The sequence below is a fragment of the Streptomyces venezuelae genome (assembly GCF_008642295.1).
In the GTDB taxonomy this organism is placed as follows: domain Bacteria; phylum Actinomycetota; class Actinomycetes; order Streptomycetales; family Streptomycetaceae; genus Streptomyces; species Streptomyces venezuelae_C.
Window position 1 is genome coordinate 2,829,138 of record NZ_CP029190.1, and the last position, 19,615, is coordinate 2,848,752.

General features: G+C 71.8%; 19 protein-coding genes and 1 other RNA gene. 7 read left to right on the forward strand and 13 right to left on the reverse strand.

Translation table 11 applies throughout. The features are described from left to right. Positions 1-34: 34 nt before the first annotated feature. Both DEJ50_RS12305 and DEJ50_RS12310 read right to left on the reverse strand, forming a co-directional pair. Positions 35-319, reverse strand: coding sequence for a DUF3039 domain-containing protein (locus DEJ50_RS12305; RefSeq protein ID WP_150207851.1), 285 nt, complete (start codon positions 317-319; stop codon positions 35-37). A 30-nt stretch (positions 320-349) separates the two neighbouring features. Continuing rightward, complete coding sequence (locus tag DEJ50_RS12310) at positions 350-910, reverse strand: YqgE/AlgH family protein (RefSeq protein ID WP_150207853.1); 561 nt, start codon at positions 908-910, stop codon at positions 350-352. Positions 911-1,265: 355 nt separating this feature from the next. On the opposite strand from DEJ50_RS12310, the gene murA reads away from it, so the two are divergent. Next, positions 1,266-2,612, forward strand: a complete 1,347-nt coding sequence (gene murA, locus DEJ50_RS12315; RefSeq protein WP_150207855.1) for a UDP-N-acetylglucosamine 1-carboxyvinyltransferase — start codon at positions 1,266-1,268, stop codon at positions 2,610-2,612. Positions 2,613-2,737: 125 nt separating this feature from the next. Here the strand turns inward: murA and DEJ50_RS12320 are convergent, their stop codons facing one another. From DEJ50_RS12320 to DEJ50_RS12350, 7 genes are all read right to left on the reverse strand, one after another. Continuing rightward, positions 2,738-3,019 carry an HU family DNA-binding protein gene (locus DEJ50_RS12320; RefSeq protein WP_030875040.1) on the reverse strand — a complete coding sequence of 94 codons (282 nt, stop codon included), beginning with the start codon at positions 3,017-3,019 and terminating at the stop codon, positions 2,738-2,740. Positions 3,020-3,356: 337 nt separating this feature from the next. Next, on the reverse strand, positions 3,357-4,793 hold the full coding sequence (locus tag DEJ50_RS12325; RefSeq protein ID WP_150207856.1) for an NAD-dependent malic enzyme: 1,437 nt from the start codon (positions 4,791-4,793) through the stop codon (positions 3,357-3,359). A 444-nt stretch (positions 4,794-5,237) separates the two neighbouring features. Continuing rightward, the gene (locus tag DEJ50_RS12330; protein WP_150207858.1) at positions 5,238-7,553 is read right to left on the reverse strand and encodes a HelD family protein; all 2,316 of its coding nucleotides are present in this window, start codon (positions 7,551-7,553) and stop codon (positions 5,238-5,240) included. Between the two features lie 92 nt (positions 7,554-7,645). Further along, complete coding sequence (locus DEJ50_RS12335) at positions 7,646-8,206, reverse strand: CGNR zinc finger domain-containing protein (protein WP_150212081.1); 561 nt, start codon at positions 8,204-8,206, stop codon at positions 7,646-7,648. 127 nt (positions 8,207-8,333) lie between these two features. Continuing rightward, complete coding sequence (locus DEJ50_RS12340; RefSeq protein WP_190344447.1) at positions 8,334-9,488, reverse strand: uroporphyrinogen-III synthase; 1,155 nt, start codon at positions 9,486-9,488, stop codon at positions 8,334-8,336. Positions 9,489-9,591: 103 nt separating this feature from the next. Then, a complete protein-coding gene (locus DEJ50_RS12345) occupies positions 9,592-10,962 on the reverse strand; it encodes a nitrate/nitrite transporter (RefSeq protein WP_150207862.1) in 1,371 nt (456 codons plus the stop codon). Between the two features lie 95 nt (positions 10,963-11,057). Then, positions 11,058-12,029 carry a LysR family transcriptional regulator gene (locus DEJ50_RS12350; RefSeq protein WP_150207864.1) on the reverse strand — a complete coding sequence of 324 codons (972 nt, stop codon included), beginning with the start codon at positions 12,027-12,029 and terminating at the stop codon, positions 11,058-11,060. Between the two features lie 97 nt (positions 12,030-12,126). Here DEJ50_RS12350 and DEJ50_RS12355 point away from each other — a divergent pair, with 97 nt between their 5' ends. From DEJ50_RS12355 to DEJ50_RS12370, 4 genes are all read left to right on the forward strand, one after another. Continuing rightward, a complete protein-coding gene (locus DEJ50_RS12355) occupies positions 12,127-13,428 on the forward strand; it encodes an MFS transporter (RefSeq protein WP_150207866.1) in 1,302 nt (433 codons plus the stop codon). A gap of 212 nt (positions 13,429-13,640) precedes the next feature. Beyond that, positions 13,641-14,882, forward strand: coding sequence for an SH3 domain-containing protein (locus DEJ50_RS12360; protein WP_150207868.1), 1,242 nt, complete (start codon positions 13,641-13,643; stop codon positions 14,880-14,882). A gap of 87 nt (positions 14,883-14,969) precedes the next feature. Next, positions 14,970-15,245: a type II toxin-antitoxin system Phd/YefM family antitoxin gene (locus tag DEJ50_RS12365; RefSeq protein ID WP_150207869.1), complete on the forward strand. Its 276-nt coding sequence runs from the start codon at positions 14,970-14,972 to the stop codon at positions 15,243-15,245. Further along, positions 15,242-15,499, forward strand: coding sequence for a Txe/YoeB family addiction module toxin (locus tag DEJ50_RS12370; protein ID WP_150207871.1), 258 nt, complete (start codon positions 15,242-15,244; stop codon positions 15,497-15,499). Before DEJ50_RS12365 ends, DEJ50_RS12370 begins: the two co-directional genes overlap by 4 nt. A gap of 177 nt (positions 15,500-15,676) precedes the next feature. Here DEJ50_RS12370 and DEJ50_RS12375 read toward each other — a convergent pair whose 3' ends face one another. After that, positions 15,677-16,654, reverse strand: coding sequence for a hypothetical protein (locus DEJ50_RS12375; protein WP_150207873.1), 978 nt, complete (start codon positions 16,652-16,654; stop codon positions 15,677-15,679). An 83-nt stretch (positions 16,655-16,737) separates the two neighbouring features. Here DEJ50_RS12375 and DEJ50_RS12380 point away from each other — a divergent pair, with 83 nt between their 5' ends. Then, positions 16,738-16,968, forward strand: coding sequence for a FitA-like ribbon-helix-helix domain-containing protein (locus DEJ50_RS12380; protein ID WP_150207875.1), 231 nt, complete (start codon positions 16,738-16,740; stop codon positions 16,966-16,968). A gap of 5 nt (positions 16,969-16,973) precedes the next feature. Beyond that, positions 16,974-17,375 (forward strand): type II toxin-antitoxin system VapC family toxin, encoded by a 402-nt coding sequence (locus DEJ50_RS12385; protein ID WP_223838102.1) that lies wholly within the window; start codon positions 16,974-16,976, stop codon positions 17,373-17,375. Between the two features lie 49 nt (positions 17,376-17,424). Here the strand turns inward: DEJ50_RS12385 and ssrA are convergent. From ssrA to DEJ50_RS12400, 3 genes are all read right to left on the reverse strand, one after another. After that, positions 17,425-17,813, reverse strand: a transfer-messenger RNA (tmRNA) gene (gene ssrA, locus DEJ50_RS12390). Positions 17,814-17,897: 84 nt separating this feature from the next. Continuing rightward, on the reverse strand, positions 17,898-18,383 hold the full coding sequence (smpB, locus tag DEJ50_RS12395) for an SsrA-binding protein SmpB (RefSeq protein WP_150207879.1): 486 nt from the start codon (positions 18,381-18,383) through the stop codon (positions 17,898-17,900). Between the two features lie 18 nt (positions 18,384-18,401). Beyond that, on the reverse strand, positions 18,402-19,604 hold the full coding sequence (locus DEJ50_RS12400) for a S41 family peptidase (RefSeq protein ID WP_150207881.1): 1,203 nt from the start codon (positions 19,602-19,604) through the stop codon (positions 18,402-18,404). Positions 19,605-19,615 lie beyond the last annotated feature (11 nt).

Here is a 19,615-nt window from a genome sequence, read left to right on the forward strand (position 1 = left end):
CGGGCCCCGTCGGATCAGGGCCGAACGGCCGGAGCTACTTGTCCTTGCCGCCCTTGTCCTTGTCCCCGCCCGCGCCCATGGAGTCGTAGATCTCCTTGCACATGGGGCAGACCGGATACTTCTTGGGGTCGCGGCCCGGTACCCACACCTTGCCGCAGAGCGCCACGACGGGAGTCCCGTCGAGTGCGCTCGCCATGATCTTGTCCTTCTGGACGTAATGGGCGAAGCGCTCGTGGTCGCCGTCGCCGTGGGACACCTGCGGCGTCGGCTCTACGAGGGTCCCCGTGCCAGTCCCGCGCTCGGGCTCAAGAGTGCTCATGGAACCCAAGCCTACTGAACCCGGCCGGGGTCAGTTCAGCGACGGGTCGTCCGGGTAGGTGGCGACCATCGCCAGTTCGCTGCGCTGGCGGCGCAGCACCGCACGCCACAGCCGCTGCGGATCCGGGAAGGAGATGTCACCGGGCTCGGACTCGACCACGTACCAGGCGCCGTCGCTCAGCTCGTCCTCCAGCTGGCCCGGCCCCCAGCCCGAGTACCCGGCGAAGATGCGCAGCGATCCGAGGGCGCCGGTCAGCAGCTCCGGCGGGGCCTCCAGGTCGACCAGGCCGATCGCCCCGTGGACCCGGCGCCAGCCGAGCGGACCCTCCTCACCCGGGATGACGGCGATCCCGAGGGCGGAGTCGAGGGCGACCGGACCGCCCTGGAACACCACGCCCGGATCACCGGCCAGGGGGGCCCAGGGCAGCAGGACATCGCCGACGCCCACCGGGGTGGGCCGGTTGAGGACCACGCCGAGCGAACCCTGCTCGTCGTGGTCGAGCAGCAGCACCACCGCGCGGTCGAAGTTCGGGTCCGCGAGGGCGGGGGTGGCGACGAGCAGCCGCCCTGTGAGGGAGGACACCTCGGTCATGCGGCCATGATCTCGCACATTCGGCCTTCGGGGGGAGCGGACGGCCGACTGTGATCGTAGGCAGCTCCCGGCGCACGGCAGCAGCCAGGAGCGCGCGCACCCCGTTCCGGCCCGTTCGGCCTGTTCGCGCTGGTACGGACGGTCCAACGGGCGGTGGGTGCGGACGGGTGACTCCCGGAAGGCAACGCTCCGCCATATCCCCGGTACGCAGGGTGCTATGGCGAAATCATGACAGTCCTACGGCCGCGTCAGCCTTACGAACCGGGGGGCAGTGCCCCTTACCCTTTGTCTCTGGCCCCCTGCCCACCCTCCCCCTGTCTTCGCCGGGGGGAGCCCCTCCCGGAACGCGAGATTCATGACCGGCACTGACAGCAACGACGTACTGCTTGTCCACGGCGGCACCCCGCTCGAGGGCGAGATCCGTGTCCGCGGCGCGAAGAACCTCGTGCCCAAGGCCATGGTCGCCGCGCTGCTCGGCAGTGAACCCAGCCGGCTGCGCAATGTGCCGGACATCCGCGACGTGCGGGTCGTCCGCGGCCTGCTCCAGCTGCACGGCGTAACGGTGCGACCGGGCGACGAGCCCGGCGAGCTGGTGCTCGACCCGACCCACGTGGAGAGCGCGAACGTCGCCGACATCGACGCGCACGCGGGCTCCTCCCGGATCCCGATCCTCTTCTGCGGTCCGCTGCTGCACCGGCTCGGCCACGCCTTCATCCCCGGCCTCGGCGGCTGCGACATCGGCGGCCGGCCGATCGACTTCCACTTCGACGTGCTCCGCCAGTTCGGCGCGACCATCGAGAAGCGCGAAGGCGGTCAGTACCTGGAAGCCCCGCAGCGCCTGCGCGGCTGCAAGATCCGCCTGCCGTACCCCTCGGTCGGCTCGACCGAGCAGGTGCTGCTGACAGCCGTACTGGCCGAGGGCGTGACCGAGCTGTCGAACGCGGCCGTCGAGCCCGAGATCGAGGACCTCATCTGCGTGCTGCAGAAGATGGGCGCGATCATCTCCCTCGACACCGACCGGACCATCCGGATCACCGGTGTGGACCGCCTCGGCGGCTACAACCACAAGGCGATCCCGGACCGCCTGGAGGCCGCCTCGTGGGCTTCCGCGGCCCTGGCGACCGGCGGCAACATCTACGTGCGCGGCGCCCAGCAGCGCTCGATGATGACCTTCCTGAACACGTACCGGAAGGTCGGCGGCGCCTTCGAGATCGACGACCACGGCATCCGGTTCTGGCACCCGGGCGGTCCGCTCAACGCGATCGCGCTGGAGACCGACGTCCACCCCGGCTTCCAGACCGACTGGCAGCAGCCGCTGGTGGTCGCGCTGACCCAGGCCGCCGGCCTGTCGATCGTCCACGAGACGGTCTACGAGTCCCGGCTGGGCTTCACCGAGGCGCTCAACCAGATGGGCGCGCACATCCAGCTCTACCGGGAGTGCCTGGGCGGCTCGGCCTGCCGCTTCGGCCAGCGCAACTTCCTGCACTCGGCGGTCGTGTCCGGCCCCACCAAGCTCCAGGGCGCCGACCTGGTCATCCCGGACCTCCGGGGCGGGTTCTCGTACCTGATCGCGGCGCTGGCGGCCGAGGGCACCTCGCGGGTCCACGGCATCGACCTGATCAACCGCGGCTACGAGAACTTCATGGAGAAGCTCGTGGAGCTCGGCGCGAAGGTCGAGCTGCCGAACGGCGATCTCGTCTGAGGGACCGTCTGAGGGGCTGAGCCTCCCTCACCGGACGCCGAAGGGCGGCCACCCCACCGGGGGTGGCCGCCCTTCGCAGTACTGCCTCGTACTGCTCGTACTACTGGCCAGAGGCCATCAAGGACTTACTTGCCCTTGGCGGCTTCCTTGAGCTTGGAGCCCGCGGAGACCTTCACGCTGTAGCCGGCCGGGATCTGGATGGGGTCGCCGGTCTGCGGGTTACGAGCGGTGCGAGCGGCACGGTGGGTGCGCTCGAAGGTCAGGAAGCCGGGGATGGTGACCTTCTCGTCGCCCTTGGCGACGACCTCACCGATGGTCTCGGCGAGCGCGGCCAGAACGGCGTCGGCGTCCTTGCGGGTCACCTCGGCGCGCTCGGACAGAGCGGCCACCAGCTCACTGCGGTTCATGTTGTACTCCCGTGTTCAACTTGCCTATGAGGCGTGCCACGCGGCAGAGCCGCATGTTTGGCACCAGCGAAGCCGATGCTGCCAGGGCCCTCGGACAGTCCCCGGACCCGGGTCTGCCGTCAGACCCTCGCGCCACAGTCACGCATCCTGCCCCCACCAGCGGCGGGAAAGCCAATCCGGCACCCGCCAGGGTCACACGAAAAGCGCCACAGTCACGCCGCGGTGACGCTCCGTCCGCACTGCTGGGAAGGCTCGAGGATGGGGACCGCGGACCTCGCGGGCATCCCCGCAACCCTAGAGGCGGTCCGGCGGCACCGCATCCTGCGACGCGCCGGTGTCAGACAGACGTGCCCGACGCCACAGTCGAGGTGACGGCGGGGGTTGCGGCCTTGCGGACCGCGCCCGCCACTGCACCGGCGACCTTGTCGTTGAACACCGAAGGAATGATGTAGTTCGCGTTGAGCTCGTCCTCGCCGACCACATCGGCCAGCGCGCTGGCCGCGGCCAGCATCATGTCCGTGTTCACGGTGCGGGACTGAGCGTCCAGCAGGCCGCGGAAGACGCCCGGGAAGACCAGCACGTTGTTGATCTGGTTCGGGAAGTCGGAGCGGCCGGTGGCCACGACGGCGGCCGTCTGACGGGCGATCGCCGGGTCCACCTCGGGGTCCGGGTTCGCGAGCGCGAACACGATGGCGCCCTCGGCCATGGCCGCCACGTCCTCGCCGGCGAGCACGTTCGGAGCGGAGACGCCGATGAAGACGTCGGCGCCGACCACGGCCTCCTTCAGGGTGCCCGTGTAGCCCTCGGGGTTGGTGTTGTCGGCGATCCACCGCAGCGGGGAGTCCCCTGCGGCGTCCACCAGGTCGGGACGGCCGGCGTGCACCACGCCGTGCACATCGGCGACCACGGCGTTCTTCACACCGGCCGAGAGCAGCAGCTTCAGGATGGCGGTACCGGCCGCGCCGGCGCCGGACATGACCACCTTCACGTCGCCGATCGCCTTGCCCACCACGCGCAGGGCGTTGGTGAGGGCGGCGAGCACGACGATCGCGGTGCCGTGCTGGTCGTCGTGGAAGACGGGGATGTCCAGGGCCTCGCGCAGGCGTGCCTCGATCTCGAAGCAGCGCGGTGCGGAGATGTCCTCGAGGTTGATGCCGGCGAAGCCGGGGGCGATCGCCTTGACGATTGCGACGATCTCGTCGGAGTCCTGGGTGTCCAGGCAGATCGGCCAGGCGTCGATGCCGGCGAACCGCTTGAACAGGGCGGCCTTGCCCTCCATGACCGGCAGTGCGGCCTTCGGGCCGATGTTGCCGAGACCGAGCACGGCGGAGCCGTCGGTCACGACTGCGACGGAGTTGCGCTTGATGGTGAGGCGGCGGGCGTCCTCGGGGTTCTCGGCGATCGCCATGCACACCCGGGCCACACCCGGGGTGTAGATCATCGAGAGGTCGTCACGGTTGCGGATGGGGTGCTTGGCCGCCATCTCGATCTTGCCGCCGAGGTGCATCAGGAAGGTGCGGTCGGACACCTTGCCGAGTGCGACGCCCTCGATCCCGCGCAGCTTCTCGACGATCTCGTCGGCGTGCGCGGTGGAGGTGGCGGCGATGGTGACGTCGATCCGGAGCTTTTCGTGGCCGGAGGCGGTCACGTCCAGGCCGGTGACCGACCCGCCGGAGGATTCCACTGCGGTGGTGAGCTGGGAGACCGCGGTTCCGCTCGCGGGCACCTCCAGGCGGACCGTCATCGAGTACGAGACGCTGGGCGCCGTTGCCATGACCGGATTCCTCTGCTTTCCCTGTGTTCCTGTACGCGGGTCCTGCGCACGGCCGGCGTGGCAGGACCTGTTGTCCGATCGTCCCACCTACCGGCTGGTACAAGGTAACCAGCTACAAATTTCGGAAAGACTCTTCCACCATACGAGATAGTGGGGGGTGGTGGAAGGGTGGTCCGCTACGAAAAACAGGTCCGCGCCCCCCATGCTGGAGGGCGCGGACCTGTATGAACGGCTAAGACACCGACCCGCCATGCTCGCCTCGCGGCAAGTGGTCGCTCTAGGCGACGAAGGTTGGGCCCGGGGGCTTGGATCGAGCCGGTGTCGTACCCCAGGCTAACAAAGGATCGCCGGATGCGATCCCCCTCAGCCGAGTTGACCCCGCCTCACCACGCTCCTGGCCGCGAGCCATCCGGCCGTACGGAGCGCAGCCACGGCGGCCGGCCGTCAGTCGGCCAGCAGCTCGGGGACCCCGGCGGCGTCCGGGGCGTCGGACGCGGCGGAGACCACGGTCAGCTGCTGGGTGGCCCGGGTCAGGGCCACGTACAGCACGCGCAGGCCGGCCGGGGACTCCGCGGCGATCTCCGCCGGGGAGACCACCACCGTGGCGTCGTACTCCAGGCCCTTCGCCTCCAGACTGCCCAGGGCCACCGCGCGTCCGCCGAGGTCGGCCAGCCAGTCGGCCGCCTCCGCCCGCCGGTTCATCGCCACGACCACTCCGACGGTGCCGTCCACCTGGGACAGCAGCCGGCGCGTCTCCTCGCGGACGGTGTCCCGCAGCCCCGCGCCCTCGCCGACGGCGGTGAACCGGGGCCGCAGGCCCGTGGACCGGACCGCCGACGGGGGCTCCATGTCCGGCATCGCCCGGCGGAGCACCTTCGCCGCCAGCTCGGCGATCTCGGCCGGGTTGCGGTAGTTGACGGTCAGCGTGAAGCGGCGGCGCGGCCGGCTGCCGAGGGCCTCGTCACGGGCCGCAGCGGCCTCCTCCGGGTCCGTCCAGGAGGACTGGGCCGGGTCGCCGACCACCGTCCAGGTGCCGTGCCGGCCGCGCCGGCCCACCATCCGCCACTGCATGGGCGTCAGGTCCTGGGCCTCGTCGACGATCACGTGCGCATAGTCCACCCGCTCCGCGGCCAGCCGTTCGGCCCGCTCCCGCTGGGTCTCCTCGCGCTGCGGCATCAGCTCCTCCAGCCCGGTGAGCTGGTCCAGCGGATCGTATTCGCGCTTGCGCTTGGGCCGGGCCGGGGCGCCCAGCAGCATCTGGAGCTCGTCCAGCAGGGCGACATCGTGCACCGAGAGGGCCTCGCGGCGCAGCGAGCGGGCCAGCTGCCGGGTCTCGCGCGGGTTCAGCACCCGGCGGGCCCAGCGGCCCAGCCGCCGCTCGTCGGCCATCGCGGTGAGCACCCCGCGCGGGGTGAGCTCGGGCCACCAGGCGTTCAGGAACTCGATGAACACGTCCTCCGTCGAGATGTCCTCGTCGAAGGCGGAGCGCAGCTCGGCGGCCAGCTCCGGGTCACTGTGCCGGTTCGCCCCGCCGGACTTCGCCCACAGCGCGTCCAGCAGCAGCCGGCGGGCCCGCGGCCGGAGCAGGTTGACGGGGGCGGTCCCGCCCAGCACGGTCTGCCGGATCCGGTCCAGCTCGGCCGCCTCCAGCTCCTGCCTCCGCCCGAAGGCCACCACCCGCAGCCGCTCGGGGGCCGGCCCGGCCGGACCGCCCAGTTCCAGGGCGCCGCGTACGGCCTTGCGCAGCACCTTCAGCATCCGCGAGGAGCCCTTGACCCGGGCGACGGCCGGCTCGTCGTACGCGGTGGCCTCCGCCCCGTCCACCAGGGAGCCCAGCGCCCGGATGGCCACCTGGCCCTCCTCGCCCAGCGAGGGCAGCACGCCTTCGGTGTAGGCCACCAGCAGCGGGGTCGGCGAGACGATCAGGATGCCGCCGGCATAGCGCCGCCGGTCCTGGTAGAGCAGGTAGGCGGCCCGGTGCAGGGCGACGGCCGTCTTGCCGGTGCCCGGTCCGCCGGACACCTCGGCGACGGAGGCGGCGGGGGCCCGGATGACCAGGTCCTGCTCGGCCTGGATGGAGGAGACGATATCCCGCATGGTGTGGGTGCGGGCCCGGCCGAGGGCGGCCATCAGTGCGCCGTCGCCGATCGCGGGCAGCTCGGCCCCGTCGAGGAAGGCCGTGACCTCCGGCCTCATCAGGTCGTCCTCCACGCCCAGCACCCGGCGGCCCTTGGACCGGATGACGCGGCGCCGCACCACCCGGCCCGGTTCCTTGGGGGTGGAGCGGTAGAACGGCGCGGCGGCCGGCGCCCGCCAGTCGATGACCAGCGGTGAGTAGTCGGCGTCGAGGACACCGATCCGCCCGATGTGGAGGGTTTCGGCGATATCGGCGGTCAGGTCGGCCCGGATCGCGTCGTCGGCGGGCTCGATGGAGGTGTAGGCGCCGTCGGGACCCCGCTCCCCGTCCTTGCCGAGCACGAGGTCGATCCGCCCGAAGAGGAAGTCCTCGAACTCGTTGTTCAGCCGGTTCAGGTGGATACCGGCCCGGAACACCTGGGCGTCGCGCTCGGCGAGCGCGCCGGGGGTGCCGACCTGGCCGCGCTGGGCCGCGTCGTTCATCAGGAACTCGGCCTCGTGGATCTTCTCCTCGAGGCGGCGGTACACCTGGTCCAGATGGCTCTGTTCGACCGCGATCTCCCGATCGCGGACCGAATCCGCCGTGCTGTCGACAGCGTCTACAGCGGCATCCTGCGCGGCCACCAAGGCCCCCTTCTGACGTGCATGGGCGACCGTCAACCGTACGCGAACGGGACGGGTGTCCGCACGCCCGTCCCGCGAGATCCATCCGGGGCTTATCCGGGGCGGGCGGCCAGCGCGCGCCGGCGGTGCCGGGCGACCCGTTCGCGGTTGCCGCACAGCTCGCTGGAGCACCAGCGGCGCCGGTGCCCGCGCGAGGTGTCCAGGTAGACCCGCCGGCAGCCGTCGCCCTCGCAGGCCCGGAGCAGGGCCCGGTCGCCCGGGTCGGTGAGCAGTTCCACGGCGTCCCGGGCGATCGCGGCGAGCAGGGCCGCGCAGTCGACCCGGCCGCGGAGTTCCCGGACGAGGTGGCCGGCCTCGTCCCGTACGGCGCACAGCCCGGGAGGGGGTCCGGCGGCCAGCGCGTTGACCCGGCCGAGGGCGGCGTCCTCGGGCGCGGTGCCGGCCAGTTCGGCCCGTACCAGGGTGCGGAGATCGGCGCGGAGGTCCCGGAACGGCGGCAGCCAGCCGGCGTCCGCGCGGGCCAGCGGGGTGCCGTCCGGCACCAGGCCGGCGCCGGTGAGCCACAGCCGGAGTTCCGCGTCGTCCCGGATTCCCTCGGGGGGCCCGAGGGTGGCCACCAGGTCCAGGCAGACCCGCCCGGAGTCGAACCACATGCCGGTCACCGGTCACCGCCTCGGTTCGCAACGCCGTTGGCAACGTCACCAGAGTGCCCCCGGGCGGGTCCGGGCGGAACCCCCTGCGCGGGTGGCACCCGGCCCGGGCCGTGGCCGGGCACCGGGGTCAGGTCGTGCCGTAGCCGCTGTCGGCCGGGGCGTCCAGCGACAGCCGGTAGCCGCGCTTGACCACCGTCTGGATCAGCTTGGGCGCCCCCAGCGCCCCGCGCAGCCGGGCCATCGCCGTCTCCACCGCGTGCTCGTCCCGGCCCGCTCCCGGCAGCGCCCGCAGCAGGTCCGCCCGGGACACCACCCAGCCCGGCCGCCGGGCCAGGGCCCGCAGCAGGGCCATGCCGGCCGGCGGCACCGGGCGGAGTGCGTCGTCGACGAGGACGGCGTGGCCGCGGATCTCCATCCGGCGGCCGGCCACCGACAGCACCCTGGCCCGGGCCGGGAGTTCCTGGCACAGCAGCTGGACCAGCGGGCCGAGCCGGAACCGTTCCGGGGCCGCCGTGTCCACCCCGCGGGCCTGCAGGGGCAGGGCCGTCACCGGGCCGACGCAGGCCGCCAGCACCCCGCCCCGCAGCGCGGCCAGCACCTGCTCCTCCATCCCGCGCTGCTCCGCCCGGGACAGCAGGGAGGCCGCCGCCGGTGCGGAGGTGAAGCTGACCGCGTCGACGGTTCCGGCGGCCATCGCGTCGAGCAGCCGGTCCAGCGGCGCCAGGTCCTCCGGCGGCATCCACCGGTACACGGGTACGACGACCACCTCGGCCCCGCCCGCCCGCAGCGCTTCCACGAAGCCCGGCAGCGGCTCCCCGTGCAGCTGGAGGGCGATCCGCCGGCCGGCCACCCCCACGGTCAGCATCCGGTCCAGGACCTCTGCGAGGGACTCGGATTCCGGGGACCATTCCTCGACCAGTCCGGCCGCCCGGATCGCGCCCTTCACCTTCGGGCCCCGGGCGAGCAGTTGGGTGCCGCGCAGCCGGGCCAGCAGTTCCTCGCCGATCCCCCAGCCGTCGGCGGCCTCGATCCAGCCGCGGAACCCGATGGCGGTGGTGGCCACGACCATGTCCGGTGCGCAGCCGATGAGTTCCTTGGTGGCGGCGAGCAGCTCGCTGTCGTCGGCGAGCGGCACGATCCGCAGGGCGGGCGCGTGCAGGACCGCCGCGCCGCGCCGCCGCAGCAGGGCGATGAGCTCGTCGGCGCGCCGGGCGGCGGTGACCCCGACGGTGAAGCCTGCGAGCGGTCCGGTGCGGGTGGTGTCGTCGATCGCGGTCGTCATGACCATCGTGACCTGCCTCGTGGCGCAAAGGGGGGCGGTACGGCGGGAAACCGAGCCTGCCAACTCGGCATGTCAGGCTCGGTTCACGCGTATTTCACCGCGGTTACACGGTGGTGAGCTGCGGTTTCCGCTCGGCACCGGGGGAGGCCGCCACCGTGGCGGGGGCGGACCGGCGAAGGTATACCGCCCAGGTGACCGCGCAGCACACCGCGTAGAAGCCGAGGAAGGTGACGAAGGCGGCGGTGCCGGAGCCGGAGCTGAGGAAGGCCTCCCGGAAGACCAGGTTGATGCCGAGTCCGCCGAGCGCGCCGACCGCGCCGATCAGCCCCATGGAGGCGCCGGACAGCCGCCGCCCGTAGGCGGCTGCGGCCTCGCCGGTCATGCCCCGGGCGAGGGCCTTGGCCTGGAAGATGCCGGGGATCATCTTGTACGTGGAGCCGTTGCCGAGCCCGCTGAGCACGAACAGGGAGACGAATCCGGCGAGGAACACCGGCAGGGATTCCCGTACCGAGGCGAAGATGACCACTCCGGTGGCGGCGGCCATCGCGACGAAGGTGCCCAGGGTGATGCGGGCCCCGCCGTGGCGGTCGGCCAGCCAGCCGCCCACGGGCCGGATCAGCGAGCCGAGCAGCGGACCGATGAAGGTGAGCGAGGCGGCCTGCAGCGGGGTCCGGCCGAACTGGGTCTGGAGCACCAGTCCGAAGGCGAAGCTGTAGCCGATGAAGGACCCGAAGGTGCCGATGTACAGGAAGGCCATGATCCAGGTGTGCGCGTCGCGCAGCGATTCGCGCACCGCTCCGGTGTCGTTCCGTACCGGTGCCAGGTTGTCCATCCGCAGCCAGGCCAGGGTGGCCGCGATCACCACGAGCGGGATGTAGGCGCCGAGCAGGATGCGGGGGTGGCCGGCGCCGGCGGTGCCGATGACCAGCAGGCCGGCCAGCTGGACGACCGGGACGCCGATGTTGCCGCCGCCCGCGTTGAGGCCGAGCGCCCAGCCCTTCTTGCGGAGCGGGAAGAACGCGTTGATGTTGGTCATGGAGGAGGCGAAGTTGCCGCCGCCGACCCCGGTGAGCGCGGCGACGACCAGGAAGGTGGAGTACGAGGTCCCGGGCTCCATCACCACGATCGCGGCCACCGTGGGCGCGAGCAGCAGCAGGGCGCTGACCACGGTCCAGTTGCGTCCGCCGAACCGGGCCACGGCGAAGGTGTACGGCACCCGGACGAAGGCCCCCACGAAGGTAGCGGTGGCGATCAGGAAGAACTTCCCGGCCGGGTCGATGCCGTACTGCGGGCCCATGAAGAGGACCATGACCGACCAGAGGGACCAGATCGAGAACCCGATGTGCTCGGACAGCACCGAGTACACGAGGTTCCGGCGGGCGATGCGCTCCCCCGACTCCTTCCAGAACGTCTCGTCCTCGGGGTCCCACCGCTCGATCCAGCGGCCTCCGGTCCGGGGTGCGGTTCCGGTCATCACGCCTCCACAGCTGTCGCGTCCGTGAGAGCGACCGTAGGGATGGCGCGTTTCACTCCCGGTCCCCGGCCGATGACCGCCGGGAAACCTTGCTCTCACCCACCGCTGTCGGAGGATGTGAGCGGTTCCGGCCGCCAGCCGTCCTCCGGTTCGCCGAGCCAGTCGTGTACGTCGGCCAGTCCGGCGGCGGCTGCGCGCAGCGCGTCGAGCCCGGGGTGGCCGAATCCCTTCCGCCAGACCAGGGACAGCGGGGACAGCGGTACGGGGTCCACCAGCGGTCGTTTGACGCTCCCCGGCATGTCCGGGAAGTCCACGGTCACCAGGACCGGGTTGCGGGTCTTGGCCATCACCCGGCTGAACTCCGCCTTGCCGACGGCCACCGGCGCGGGCGGTGCGAGCGCGATGCCCCGGCCGTCGAACAGGCGGTGGGCGAGGTCGGTCCATTCCGCGGTCCGCGGGTTCCCGGCGCCCGCGTACACCGTCTCCCCGGCGAGCGCGGTGACCGGCACGGCCGGCAGCGGGGCGAGTGGGTGGTCCTCGGGCAGCAGCACGGCGAGCGGCTCGTACCGGACGGCCTGCCAGGCGAGCCGGGCCCGGACGGCGGGCTCCAGTCCGCCGACCCGGCCGAACGAGGCGTCCAGCCGGCCCGCGAGGATCTCGGCGGCGGCATGGGTCAGCCCGCTCTCGAACCGGGCCATCAGCTCGCAGCCCGGGGCGAGTTCCCGGGCCCGTTCCAGCACGGTCCGGGCGGTACCGGAGCCGGCGGTGTTGAGGTCGACCAGCAGGGGCCGGCCGGGGTCCGGGCCGAAGGCGGCGGCCAGCTCCTCGTGCGCCTGCAGGACGCGGCGGGCGTGCGGCAGCAGCCGCTGTCCGTCGGCGGTGAGTTCCACCTGGCGGGTGGTACGGACGAACAGCTCGGCGCCCAGCTCCCGTTCCAGTCGGCGAACGTCCCGGCTGAGGGCCTGCTGGGCGACGTACAGCCGGGCGGCGGCGCGGGTGAAGTGCAGCTCTTCCGCCACGGCCAGGAAGCCGCGGAGCAGGCGCGGTTCGAGATCGCGGTTGGTCACCGCAGGAGATTAACAACGCCGATTGACAACCCGCTCGCGTGAATGGGAGTCGAACAGGTGTTGGACCCCCGTCCGGGATCGCCGCGAGGCTACTCCCATGACCCAGGCCACCACCACGACCCGCTCCCCCGCCCGGCCCGCACCCGCGTCCGCGTCCGCTCCGCTGATCACGGCCACCGGCCAGACCCTGGTCCTGGCCGCGACCGGCCCGGCACCCGCCCGCCGGGTCCCGGAGCGGGCGGGCCCGTTCGCCCCGTACCGGCGGCTGCTCGCCACCCCGGGGGCCCGCGGGTTCACCACCGGCAACCTGATCGCCCGGCTGCCCATCGGCATGTTCGGGGTCAGCGCGGTGATGATGATCGCGGGCCAGCGCGGCTCGTACGCCCTCGCGGGCGCGGTCGCGGCCACCGGACTGGCCGCCACCGCCGTGGTCGCACCGTGGACGGCCCGCCTGATCGACCGGCACGGCCAGGCCCGGATCGCCCTCCCGGCCACCCTGGTCGCGGTGCTCGGCGCCCTGGCGCTGGTCCTCTGCGTCCGCCGGCAGGCCCCCGACTGGACCCTGTTCGCCTGCTACGCGGCCACCGCCGCCACCCCCAACATCGGCGGCATGTCCCGGGCCCGCTGGACCCACCTGCTGCGCGGGGACGCGAAGGCGCACCACACGGCGATGTCCTTCGAGCAGGCGGCGGACGAGGCCTGCTACATGTTCGGGCCGGTACTGGCGGCCTTCCTCTGCACCGCCCTCTTCCCCGAGGCGGGCACCCTGGCCGGCGCGGCCCTGCTGCTCACCGGGATGCTGGTCTTCACCGCCCAGCGGGACACCGAGCCGCCGGTCTCCCCCGCCGTGCACCACGGCTCCCCGCTGCGCACGCCCGGCATGCGGCCCCTGCTGGTCCTCTTCCTCGCCCTGGGTGCACTGTTCGGCTCGATGGAGATCGCCTCCATCGGCTACCTCGACGAGCGCGGCCTGGGAGCGGCCTCCGGGCTGATCCTGGCCCTCCAGGCCGCCGGCTCCTGCATCGCGGGACTGGTCTACGGCACGCTCCGCCCGAAGTCCCTCCGCACCTGCGTGCTCGCCCTGGCGGTGGCGATGACCCTGCCCGCGACCGCGGTGCTCACGGGTCTCCTCCCGCTGCTGGGCTGCGCCCTGCTGGTGGCCGGGATGGCCACCGCGCCGACCATGGTCACCGCCATGTCCCTGGTGCAGCGGCTGACTCCGCCGGACCGGCTCAACGAGGGCATGACGGTGGCCGTGACGGCCATCCTGGCCGGGATCGCGGGCGGTTCGGCGGCGGGCGGCTGGCTGGTGGAACACCTCGGCCCGGCTGCCGCGTACGGGCTGCCGGTGGCGGCGGCACTGACGGCCCTGGCGGTGTCCCGCCGGCCGGGACGCTGACGAGTCGATCGCGGGGGCGATGCCGGGGGGCGATGACGGGGGCGATGACCGGAGCGGCGCAACGGGCATCGGACGTCCGGGTGACCGGAGTCGCGTCCTGAGCGGCTTGCCGTCATCATCCGCTTCTACTGGTGGGGGCCTCTCGCCCACCGGCCGGCCGCATGCTGCGGCCGTTCGCCGGATCCGTCGCCTTCCCTTGCAGAGGAACCCCCTTGCCTGCTTACCGCTGCATGCCCGCGACCGCCCTGGTCGTCGCCGCCGTCACCGCGACCTGCCTGGTGCCGGCCGCGCCGGCGCTCGCCGACTCGGCGAGCATCCGGTTCTCCCAGCCGTACGTGCCGTCCATCGCCCCCGGCCAGACGGGGCGCGTCGTGATCGCGGCCGTCGGCGGGACCGACCGGGTGGCGAGCTCCACCTTCCGGATCACCGCTCCGGAGCGGACCAGCTTCCCCGAGGCCCGGTTCTACTGGAACGGGCAGCGGGCCTCGGTGCAGTGCACCCGCTCCGCCGACGCCCGCCGGCTGACCTGCGACGCGGGCACCCGGGCGGGCTTCGCCTTCCCGGCGTACGAGCAGACCCGGCTGGCCGTGACCGTACGGGTGGACCGGAACGCACCGCAGGGCACCACGCTCGACGGCGGCGCATGGGAGACGGGCGTGGACGACCCGGTCCTGTTCGCGGTGGCCACCACGGTGACGGGCCCGAAGGGCGACCCCGGCGACGACGGCAGGCCGGGCGACCCGGGCCACCACGGCAAGCCGGGCGGCCCGGGCCCCAAGGGCGACCGCGGGGAGAAGGGCGACAAGGGCGACCGCGGGGAGAAGGGCCCGAAGGGCGACAAGGGCCACCAGGGCCCGGCCGGCCCCAAGGGAGACAAGGGCCCCAAGGGAGACAAGGGAGACAAGGGCGAGAAGGGCGACCGCGGCCACAAGGGCGACACCGGCCCGGGCGGCGGCCACCAGGGCCCGAAGGGAGACAAAGGCGACCAGGGCCCGGCCGGCCCGCGGGGCGAGAAGGGCGAAAAGGGAGACAAGGGACCACAGGGCCCCAAGGGCCACCAGGGCCCGAAGGGAGACAAGGGACACCAGGGCGACAAGGGCCCGAAGGGCGACCAGGGACCCAAGGGCGACAAGGGCGACAAGGGCGACCCCGGCTCCAAGGGCGACTCCGGCAAGCCCGGCACCCCCGGTAAGCCGGGCAAGCCCACCAAGCCCGCCAAGTCCGCGAAGGCCCGCATCCTCGCCTCCGCCCACGGCCTGACCATCCACTCCGGCCCCGGCACGCACTACAAGAAGACCGGCAAGGCCAAGAACGGCGCGGTCGTCCCGGTGCAGTGCAAGACCAACGGCCGGACCGTCGGCGGCAATGCGCTCTGGTACAAGCTCGCCGACGGCCGCGGCTGGATCCCCGCCCGCTACGCCCACAACCTCAACAAGATCCCGTACTGCTCCTGAACCTGACGCAGCCCCCTGACTGGTACGAGTTTTCGGTACCGAACCTGTACCTTGTTCTTGTACCAGTCAGAGAGGATGGAAGCCGTCATGTCCATAAGCGCCAGCGAAGCCCGGGCCACGCTCTTCCCGCTCATCGAGCGTGTCAACACCGACCACGCCCCGGTGCGCATCACCTCCAAGAACGGCGACGCCGTCCTCATGTCCGCCGACGACTACGACTCCTGGCAGGAGACCGTCTACCTGCTCCGCTCCCCGGCCAATGCCCAGCGGCTGATGGAGGCCGTGGCCCGTGACCGGGAGAGCGCGCCCGAGGTCACCAAGAGCATGGACGAGCTGAGGGAGCTCACGGGGGGCGAAGCGTGAGGAGTATCCACTTCGACCCGGCCGCCTGGGAGGACTTCCTGTTCTGGCTCGCTTCCGACGTGAAGATGGCCCGCAGGATCACCCGCCTCATCGGCGAGATCCAGCGCGACCCGTTCAGCGGGATCGGCAAGCCCGAGCCACTGAAGGGCGACCTGTCGGGCTATTGGTCCCGCCGGATCGACGACGAGCACCGGCTCGTCTACCGGGCGGACGAGAAGGAAGTGAAGATCCTGAAGGCCCGCTACCACTACTGAGCCGGCCGGACCCCACGGTATGACGAAGGCCCCGCAGCCGGATCGGCCGCCGTGACTGAGCACGCAGCTTCATCCCGAGGGGGCTGCCAGGTCGGACGGTCAGGGCCCCGGTCGAGCCGCTGATCTGCGGAATGCTCAGTCGGCGCTGCTGCTCGTGTGAGGTGTGGTCCCGCACCATCAACCGCCTGGATGCTGCGGTGCAGGGGACAAGGGAGTGGGCGACCAGCGAACGGGGTTGCCGTCGAGACCGTCGGTGAGCCAGGAGCCGTCGCCCAGGGGCACCAGTTCGTACGGGTTGGTCACCTCGACGGTGATCTCGCCGCTGAGCGTGCCCGTGCGCACGTCGACCAGGTGGTAGCGGAACCACTCCTCCTCTTCCGCGCGCTCACCGCCCAAGGTGACGACGGCCAGATCAGGGGTCAGGTAGCCGCCGCTCCATTCCACGAAGGTCTCCTCCGGGTCGTATCCGAAGGCTTCGACGGGCAGGGTGAAGAGCACGTCTCCGCTGGGGTGGCGGTGGAAGGCGACGTCCGCCTGTCCGTGGTCGACGGTCATGAAGTGCTGCCCGTCCGGCGCCAGGTCTATCAGGCAGCGGTCCCACCACGGGTAGGTCACGAATTCCGCCTCGTCGTCGGCCCCGGCTGTGGCTCTCAAAATGACGGAGCCGTCCTGGCCCTCGCCGATGTCGAGGTAGATGCTGCCGTCCACGGGGTGCAGGTGGTGGCCGGCGCCGTGCCCGACCGTCTCCAGCTCCCGACGGACCAGGACCGCCCCGCTATCGGCGTCGTGCACGACCCACTGGTCTCCGCCCCTGCGCCCTGCCATCGCGTCCGGCCGGTAAACCCACACGGTCCGGCCGTCCAGGGACAGCGCGCAGCCGGGCCGGTGGCCATGGCGCTGGTCCGAATGCGGCTCGAAGTCCGACGCCCACACCAGGTCACCGGCGCGCGTAAGGCATACGACGCCATTCAGCGTCGTATAGACGAATCGCTCCAGATCGGGCCACACCGCCGACTCCACGACCTCGTCGCCGGACCGCGGCTGGAACACCGCGACAGGCTCCAGCGTGCCGAGCACTCTGGAGTCCAGCGCGTACGCATGGATCGCCTCATCGCGGTGGCGCGTGATCACGTTCGAAGGTGTCACAGGAACCATGCGCCGAGGCTAACGCCCAGCTCAGGCTGGCCGACCAGACGGGAGCGACTGCAAAGTGACTCCATTGACGATAAAATGCAGTCATGACTGCATTCACGATCCGGGAAGTCCCCGATGACATCGCCCGCCGCATAAAGGTCCGAGCCGCCGAGGCCGGACAGTCCCTCCAGAGCTACCTGCTCAGCCTCGTCACCAGAGACGCCACCCAGCCCACGCTCGCCGAAATGGCCGACCGCGCCGAGCGCTACGCCACGGAGGACATCGACGTCCAGGACGTCCTCGACGTCATCGACTCGGGCAGGGCCGGTCGTTGATCGTCGTGGATTCCTCCGCCCTGGTCCTGTTCCTCGCGGACAGGGGGTCCCGCGGCGCCGCCGCCCGCCGGCGCATCAGCGAGGAGGACACCCTCGCCGCTCCTTACCTACTGGACACCGAGGTCGCGTCCGCCCTCCTGGGCATGGCACGCGGCGCCAAAATCGACCCCACGAGCCTCGATGAGCACTTCAAGACCTACCAGGGGCTGCGCGTACAGCGGCACCAGACGGGCCCCTTGCTCCCCCGGATCCGAAAGCTGTACGCCAACCTCTCCGTCTACGACGCCACGTACGTCGCCCTCGCCGAGGCACTGGGCGTCCCCCTGCTGACGGCGGACGTACGCATCGAACGAGGCGTTCAGAAGCCGCGCTGCGGAATCGAGGTCATCACTCGTGCTCCCGCATGACGAAGGCCCCGCAGCCGGATCGGCTGCGAGGCCTTCGCCCACATGGGATGAGTGGAGATGGCGGGAATCGAACCCGCGTCCAACGGTGCAGAAGCAGGGCTTCTCCGAGCGCAGTCCGCTGCGATTTTCTCGGCCCCGGAGATCACGCGGACAAGTCTCCGACGGGCTCAGTCACTGTTTGATTTCCCTCCAACCCCCGTGACCGGGGCTAGAGGTTTAGATCCCTTGTTGACGCCAGGATCCGGACCGGGACCACTTCCGGGCTGACGCTCCTCACAGAGGCTTCAGCTCACTGTTATTAGGCAGCGAGGGTGAAGCGGGAGTTATCGCTCTTGGAGTTGGCGATTATTGTTTGCGACATATGGTTAGCGAGATCATTGCCGCTTCCTCGGCTCGCTTCCCCTGCATCGACATCCGCTGTCGAAACCGATCATCCCCATGTTGTGTTATCAAACTGCTCCCGCCGCCAGCGGCGGGTGCTGACGCCATGGTACGCGAAGTGGACCACCGCGTGCCAGGAGGTTAAATCGTGCCGCGCTGCTTGCGGCGGATCGCCGAGATCGCCCGGTTCGTCTCCCGGGTGTCCTGCTTCTCCCGCAGCGACTGCCGCTTGTCGTACTCCTTCTTGCCCTTCGCCAGCGCGATCTCGACCTTGGCGCGGCCGTCCTTGAAGTACAGGGACAACGGCACGACGGTGTGGCCCGACTCCTCGGCCTTGCGCTCCAGCTTGTCGATCTCCTCCCGGTGCATCAGGAGCTTGCGCTTGCGCCGGGCGCTGTGGTTGGTCCAGGTGCCCTGGCTGTACTCCGGGACGTGCACGTTGTAGAGCCAGGCCTCGCGGCCCTCCACCGACACGAACCCGTCGACCAGCGAGGCCCGGCCCTGGCGCAGGGACTTGACCTCGGTGCCGGTGAGTACGATGCCGCACTCGTAGGTGTCGAGGATCGCGTAGTCGTGCCGCGCCTTCTTGTTCTGGGCGATCAGCTTCCGCCCCTTTTCCTTTGCCATAGTGCGGTCATTTTCGCACTACCGGGTGGCCCCGAGGCCACTCAATACCGCGCGGGCCCGCTCCTCGGTCCGCTCTCCGCCCGCCGTCAGGTCCGGGGTGATGCCCCGGCCGTCCAGGCTGCGGCCCGCCGGCGTGCGGTACGTGCCCACGGTCAGCTCTGCCACCGAGCCGTCGGGGAGCTCCGTGGGCAGCTGCACCGAGCCCTTGCCGAAGGTGCGGCTGCCCACGGTGACCGCGCGGCCCCGGTCCTGGAGGGCTCCGGTGAGGAGCTCGGCGGCGCTCATGGTGCCGCCGTCCACCAGCGCCACCAGCGGGCGGGTGGTGTCACCGCCGGGCGCTGCGTGGAGGGCGCGCTGCACCCCGCGTACGTCGTACGTCGCGACCAGGCCGCCGTCGAGGAAGGCGGAGGCGGCCTGCACGGCCTCGGCGACCAGGCCGCCGGGGTTGCCGCGCAGGTCGAGCATGAGGCCGGCGCCGGGCGGGGCGGCGCGGACGGCCTCGCGGACCCGGTCGCCGGAGCCGCGGGTGAAGGAGGAGACCTTGATCACGGTGATGCCGCCGGGAAGGGTCCGGACGGTGACCGGCTCGGTGTGCAGCTGCTCGCGGCGCAGGGTCTCGGTGCGCTCGCGGCCGTCCCGCCGCAGTTTCAGCACCACGGGTGTACCGGCGGTGCCGCGGAGCAGGGTGACCACCTCGGCGGTGGTGAGGCCGGCCACCGGTTTCCCGTCCACCGTGAGCAGGCGGTCGCCGGCCCGGATGCCGGCCCGGTCGGCGGGGCCGCCGGGCTGGACCCGGTCGACCTCGACGCCGCCGTCGCGGCGGCAGCCGGCCCACAGGCCGACGCCGGTCCAGCGGCCTTCGAGGTCGGAGGCGAAGCCGGCGTACTCGGTGCGGTCGTAGACCCGGCCCCAGCGGTCCCCGCTGCGGCTGACCACTTCCTGGGCGGCCTTCTTGCCCGATTTCCCGTCGGCGACGGCCTCGGCCGCGGCCCGGGCCACCGCATCCCGGTCGGCGGTCCCCGGCGGCCGGGCGGGCGGTGCGGCGGAGGCGGCCGGAGCCGCGAGGTCCACGGAGGAGATCTCGACCGTGCGGTGGTCGGTCTGGCCGCCGAAGCAGCCGGTGCTGGCGGCCGTGCCGAGAGCACCGAGTAAGGCCAAGGTCAGAGCGGCCCCGCGACGCAGGTCACGGGGCCGGAGACAGTACGGGGGGCGGCCCGGCATGGCGCCGAGTC

Excerpts from the sequence above, each read along its gene's own strand:
- DEJ50_RS12305 (WP_150207851.1), bottom strand. The coding sequence starts at position 319 with ATGAGCACTCTTGAGCCCGAGCGCGGGACTGGCACGGGGACCCTCGTA.
- DEJ50_RS12310 (WP_150207853.1), bottom strand. The coding sequence starts at position 910 with ATGACCGAGGTGTCCTCCCTCACAGGGCGGCTGCTCGTCGCCACCCCC.
- murA (WP_150207855.1), top strand. The coding sequence starts at position 1,266 with ATGACCGGCACTGACAGCAACGACGTACTGCTTGTCCACGGCGGCACC.
- DEJ50_RS12320 (WP_030875040.1), bottom strand. The coding sequence starts at position 3,019 with ATGAACCGCAGTGAGCTGGTGGCCGCTCTGTCCGAGCGCGCCGAGGTG.
- DEJ50_RS12325 (WP_150207856.1), bottom strand. The coding sequence starts at position 4,793 with ATGGCAACGGCGCCCAGCGTCTCGTACTCGATGACGGTCCGCCTGGAG.
- DEJ50_RS12335 (WP_150212081.1), bottom strand. The coding sequence starts at position 8,206 with ATGTGGTTCGACTCCGGGCGGGTCTGCCTGGACCTGGTGGCCACCCTC.
- DEJ50_RS12340 (WP_190344447.1), bottom strand. The coding sequence starts at position 9,488 with ATGACGACCGCGATCGACGACACCACCCGCACCGGACCGCTCGCAGGC.
- DEJ50_RS12345 (WP_150207862.1), bottom strand. The coding sequence starts at position 10,962 with ATGACCGGAACCGCACCCCGGACCGGAGGCCGCTGGATCGAGCGGTGG.
- DEJ50_RS12355 (WP_150207866.1), top strand. The coding sequence starts at position 12,127 with ATGACCCAGGCCACCACCACGACCCGCTCCCCCGCCCGGCCCGCACCC.
- DEJ50_RS12365 (WP_150207869.1), top strand. The coding sequence starts at position 14,970 with ATGTCCATAAGCGCCAGCGAAGCCCGGGCCACGCTCTTCCCGCTCATC.
- DEJ50_RS12375 (WP_150207873.1), bottom strand. The coding sequence starts at position 16,654 with ATGGTTCCTGTGACACCTTCGAACGTGATCACGCGCCACCGCGATGAG.
- DEJ50_RS12380 (WP_150207875.1), top strand. The coding sequence starts at position 16,738 with ATGACTGCATTCACGATCCGGGAAGTCCCCGATGACATCGCCCGCCGC.
- smpB (WP_150207879.1), bottom strand. The coding sequence starts at position 18,383 with ATGGCAAAGGAAAAGGGGCGGAAGCTGATCGCCCAGAACAAGAAGGCG.
- DEJ50_RS12400 (WP_150207881.1), bottom strand. The coding sequence starts at position 19,604 with ATGCCGGGCCGCCCCCCGTACTGTCTCCGGCCCCGTGACCTGCGTCGC.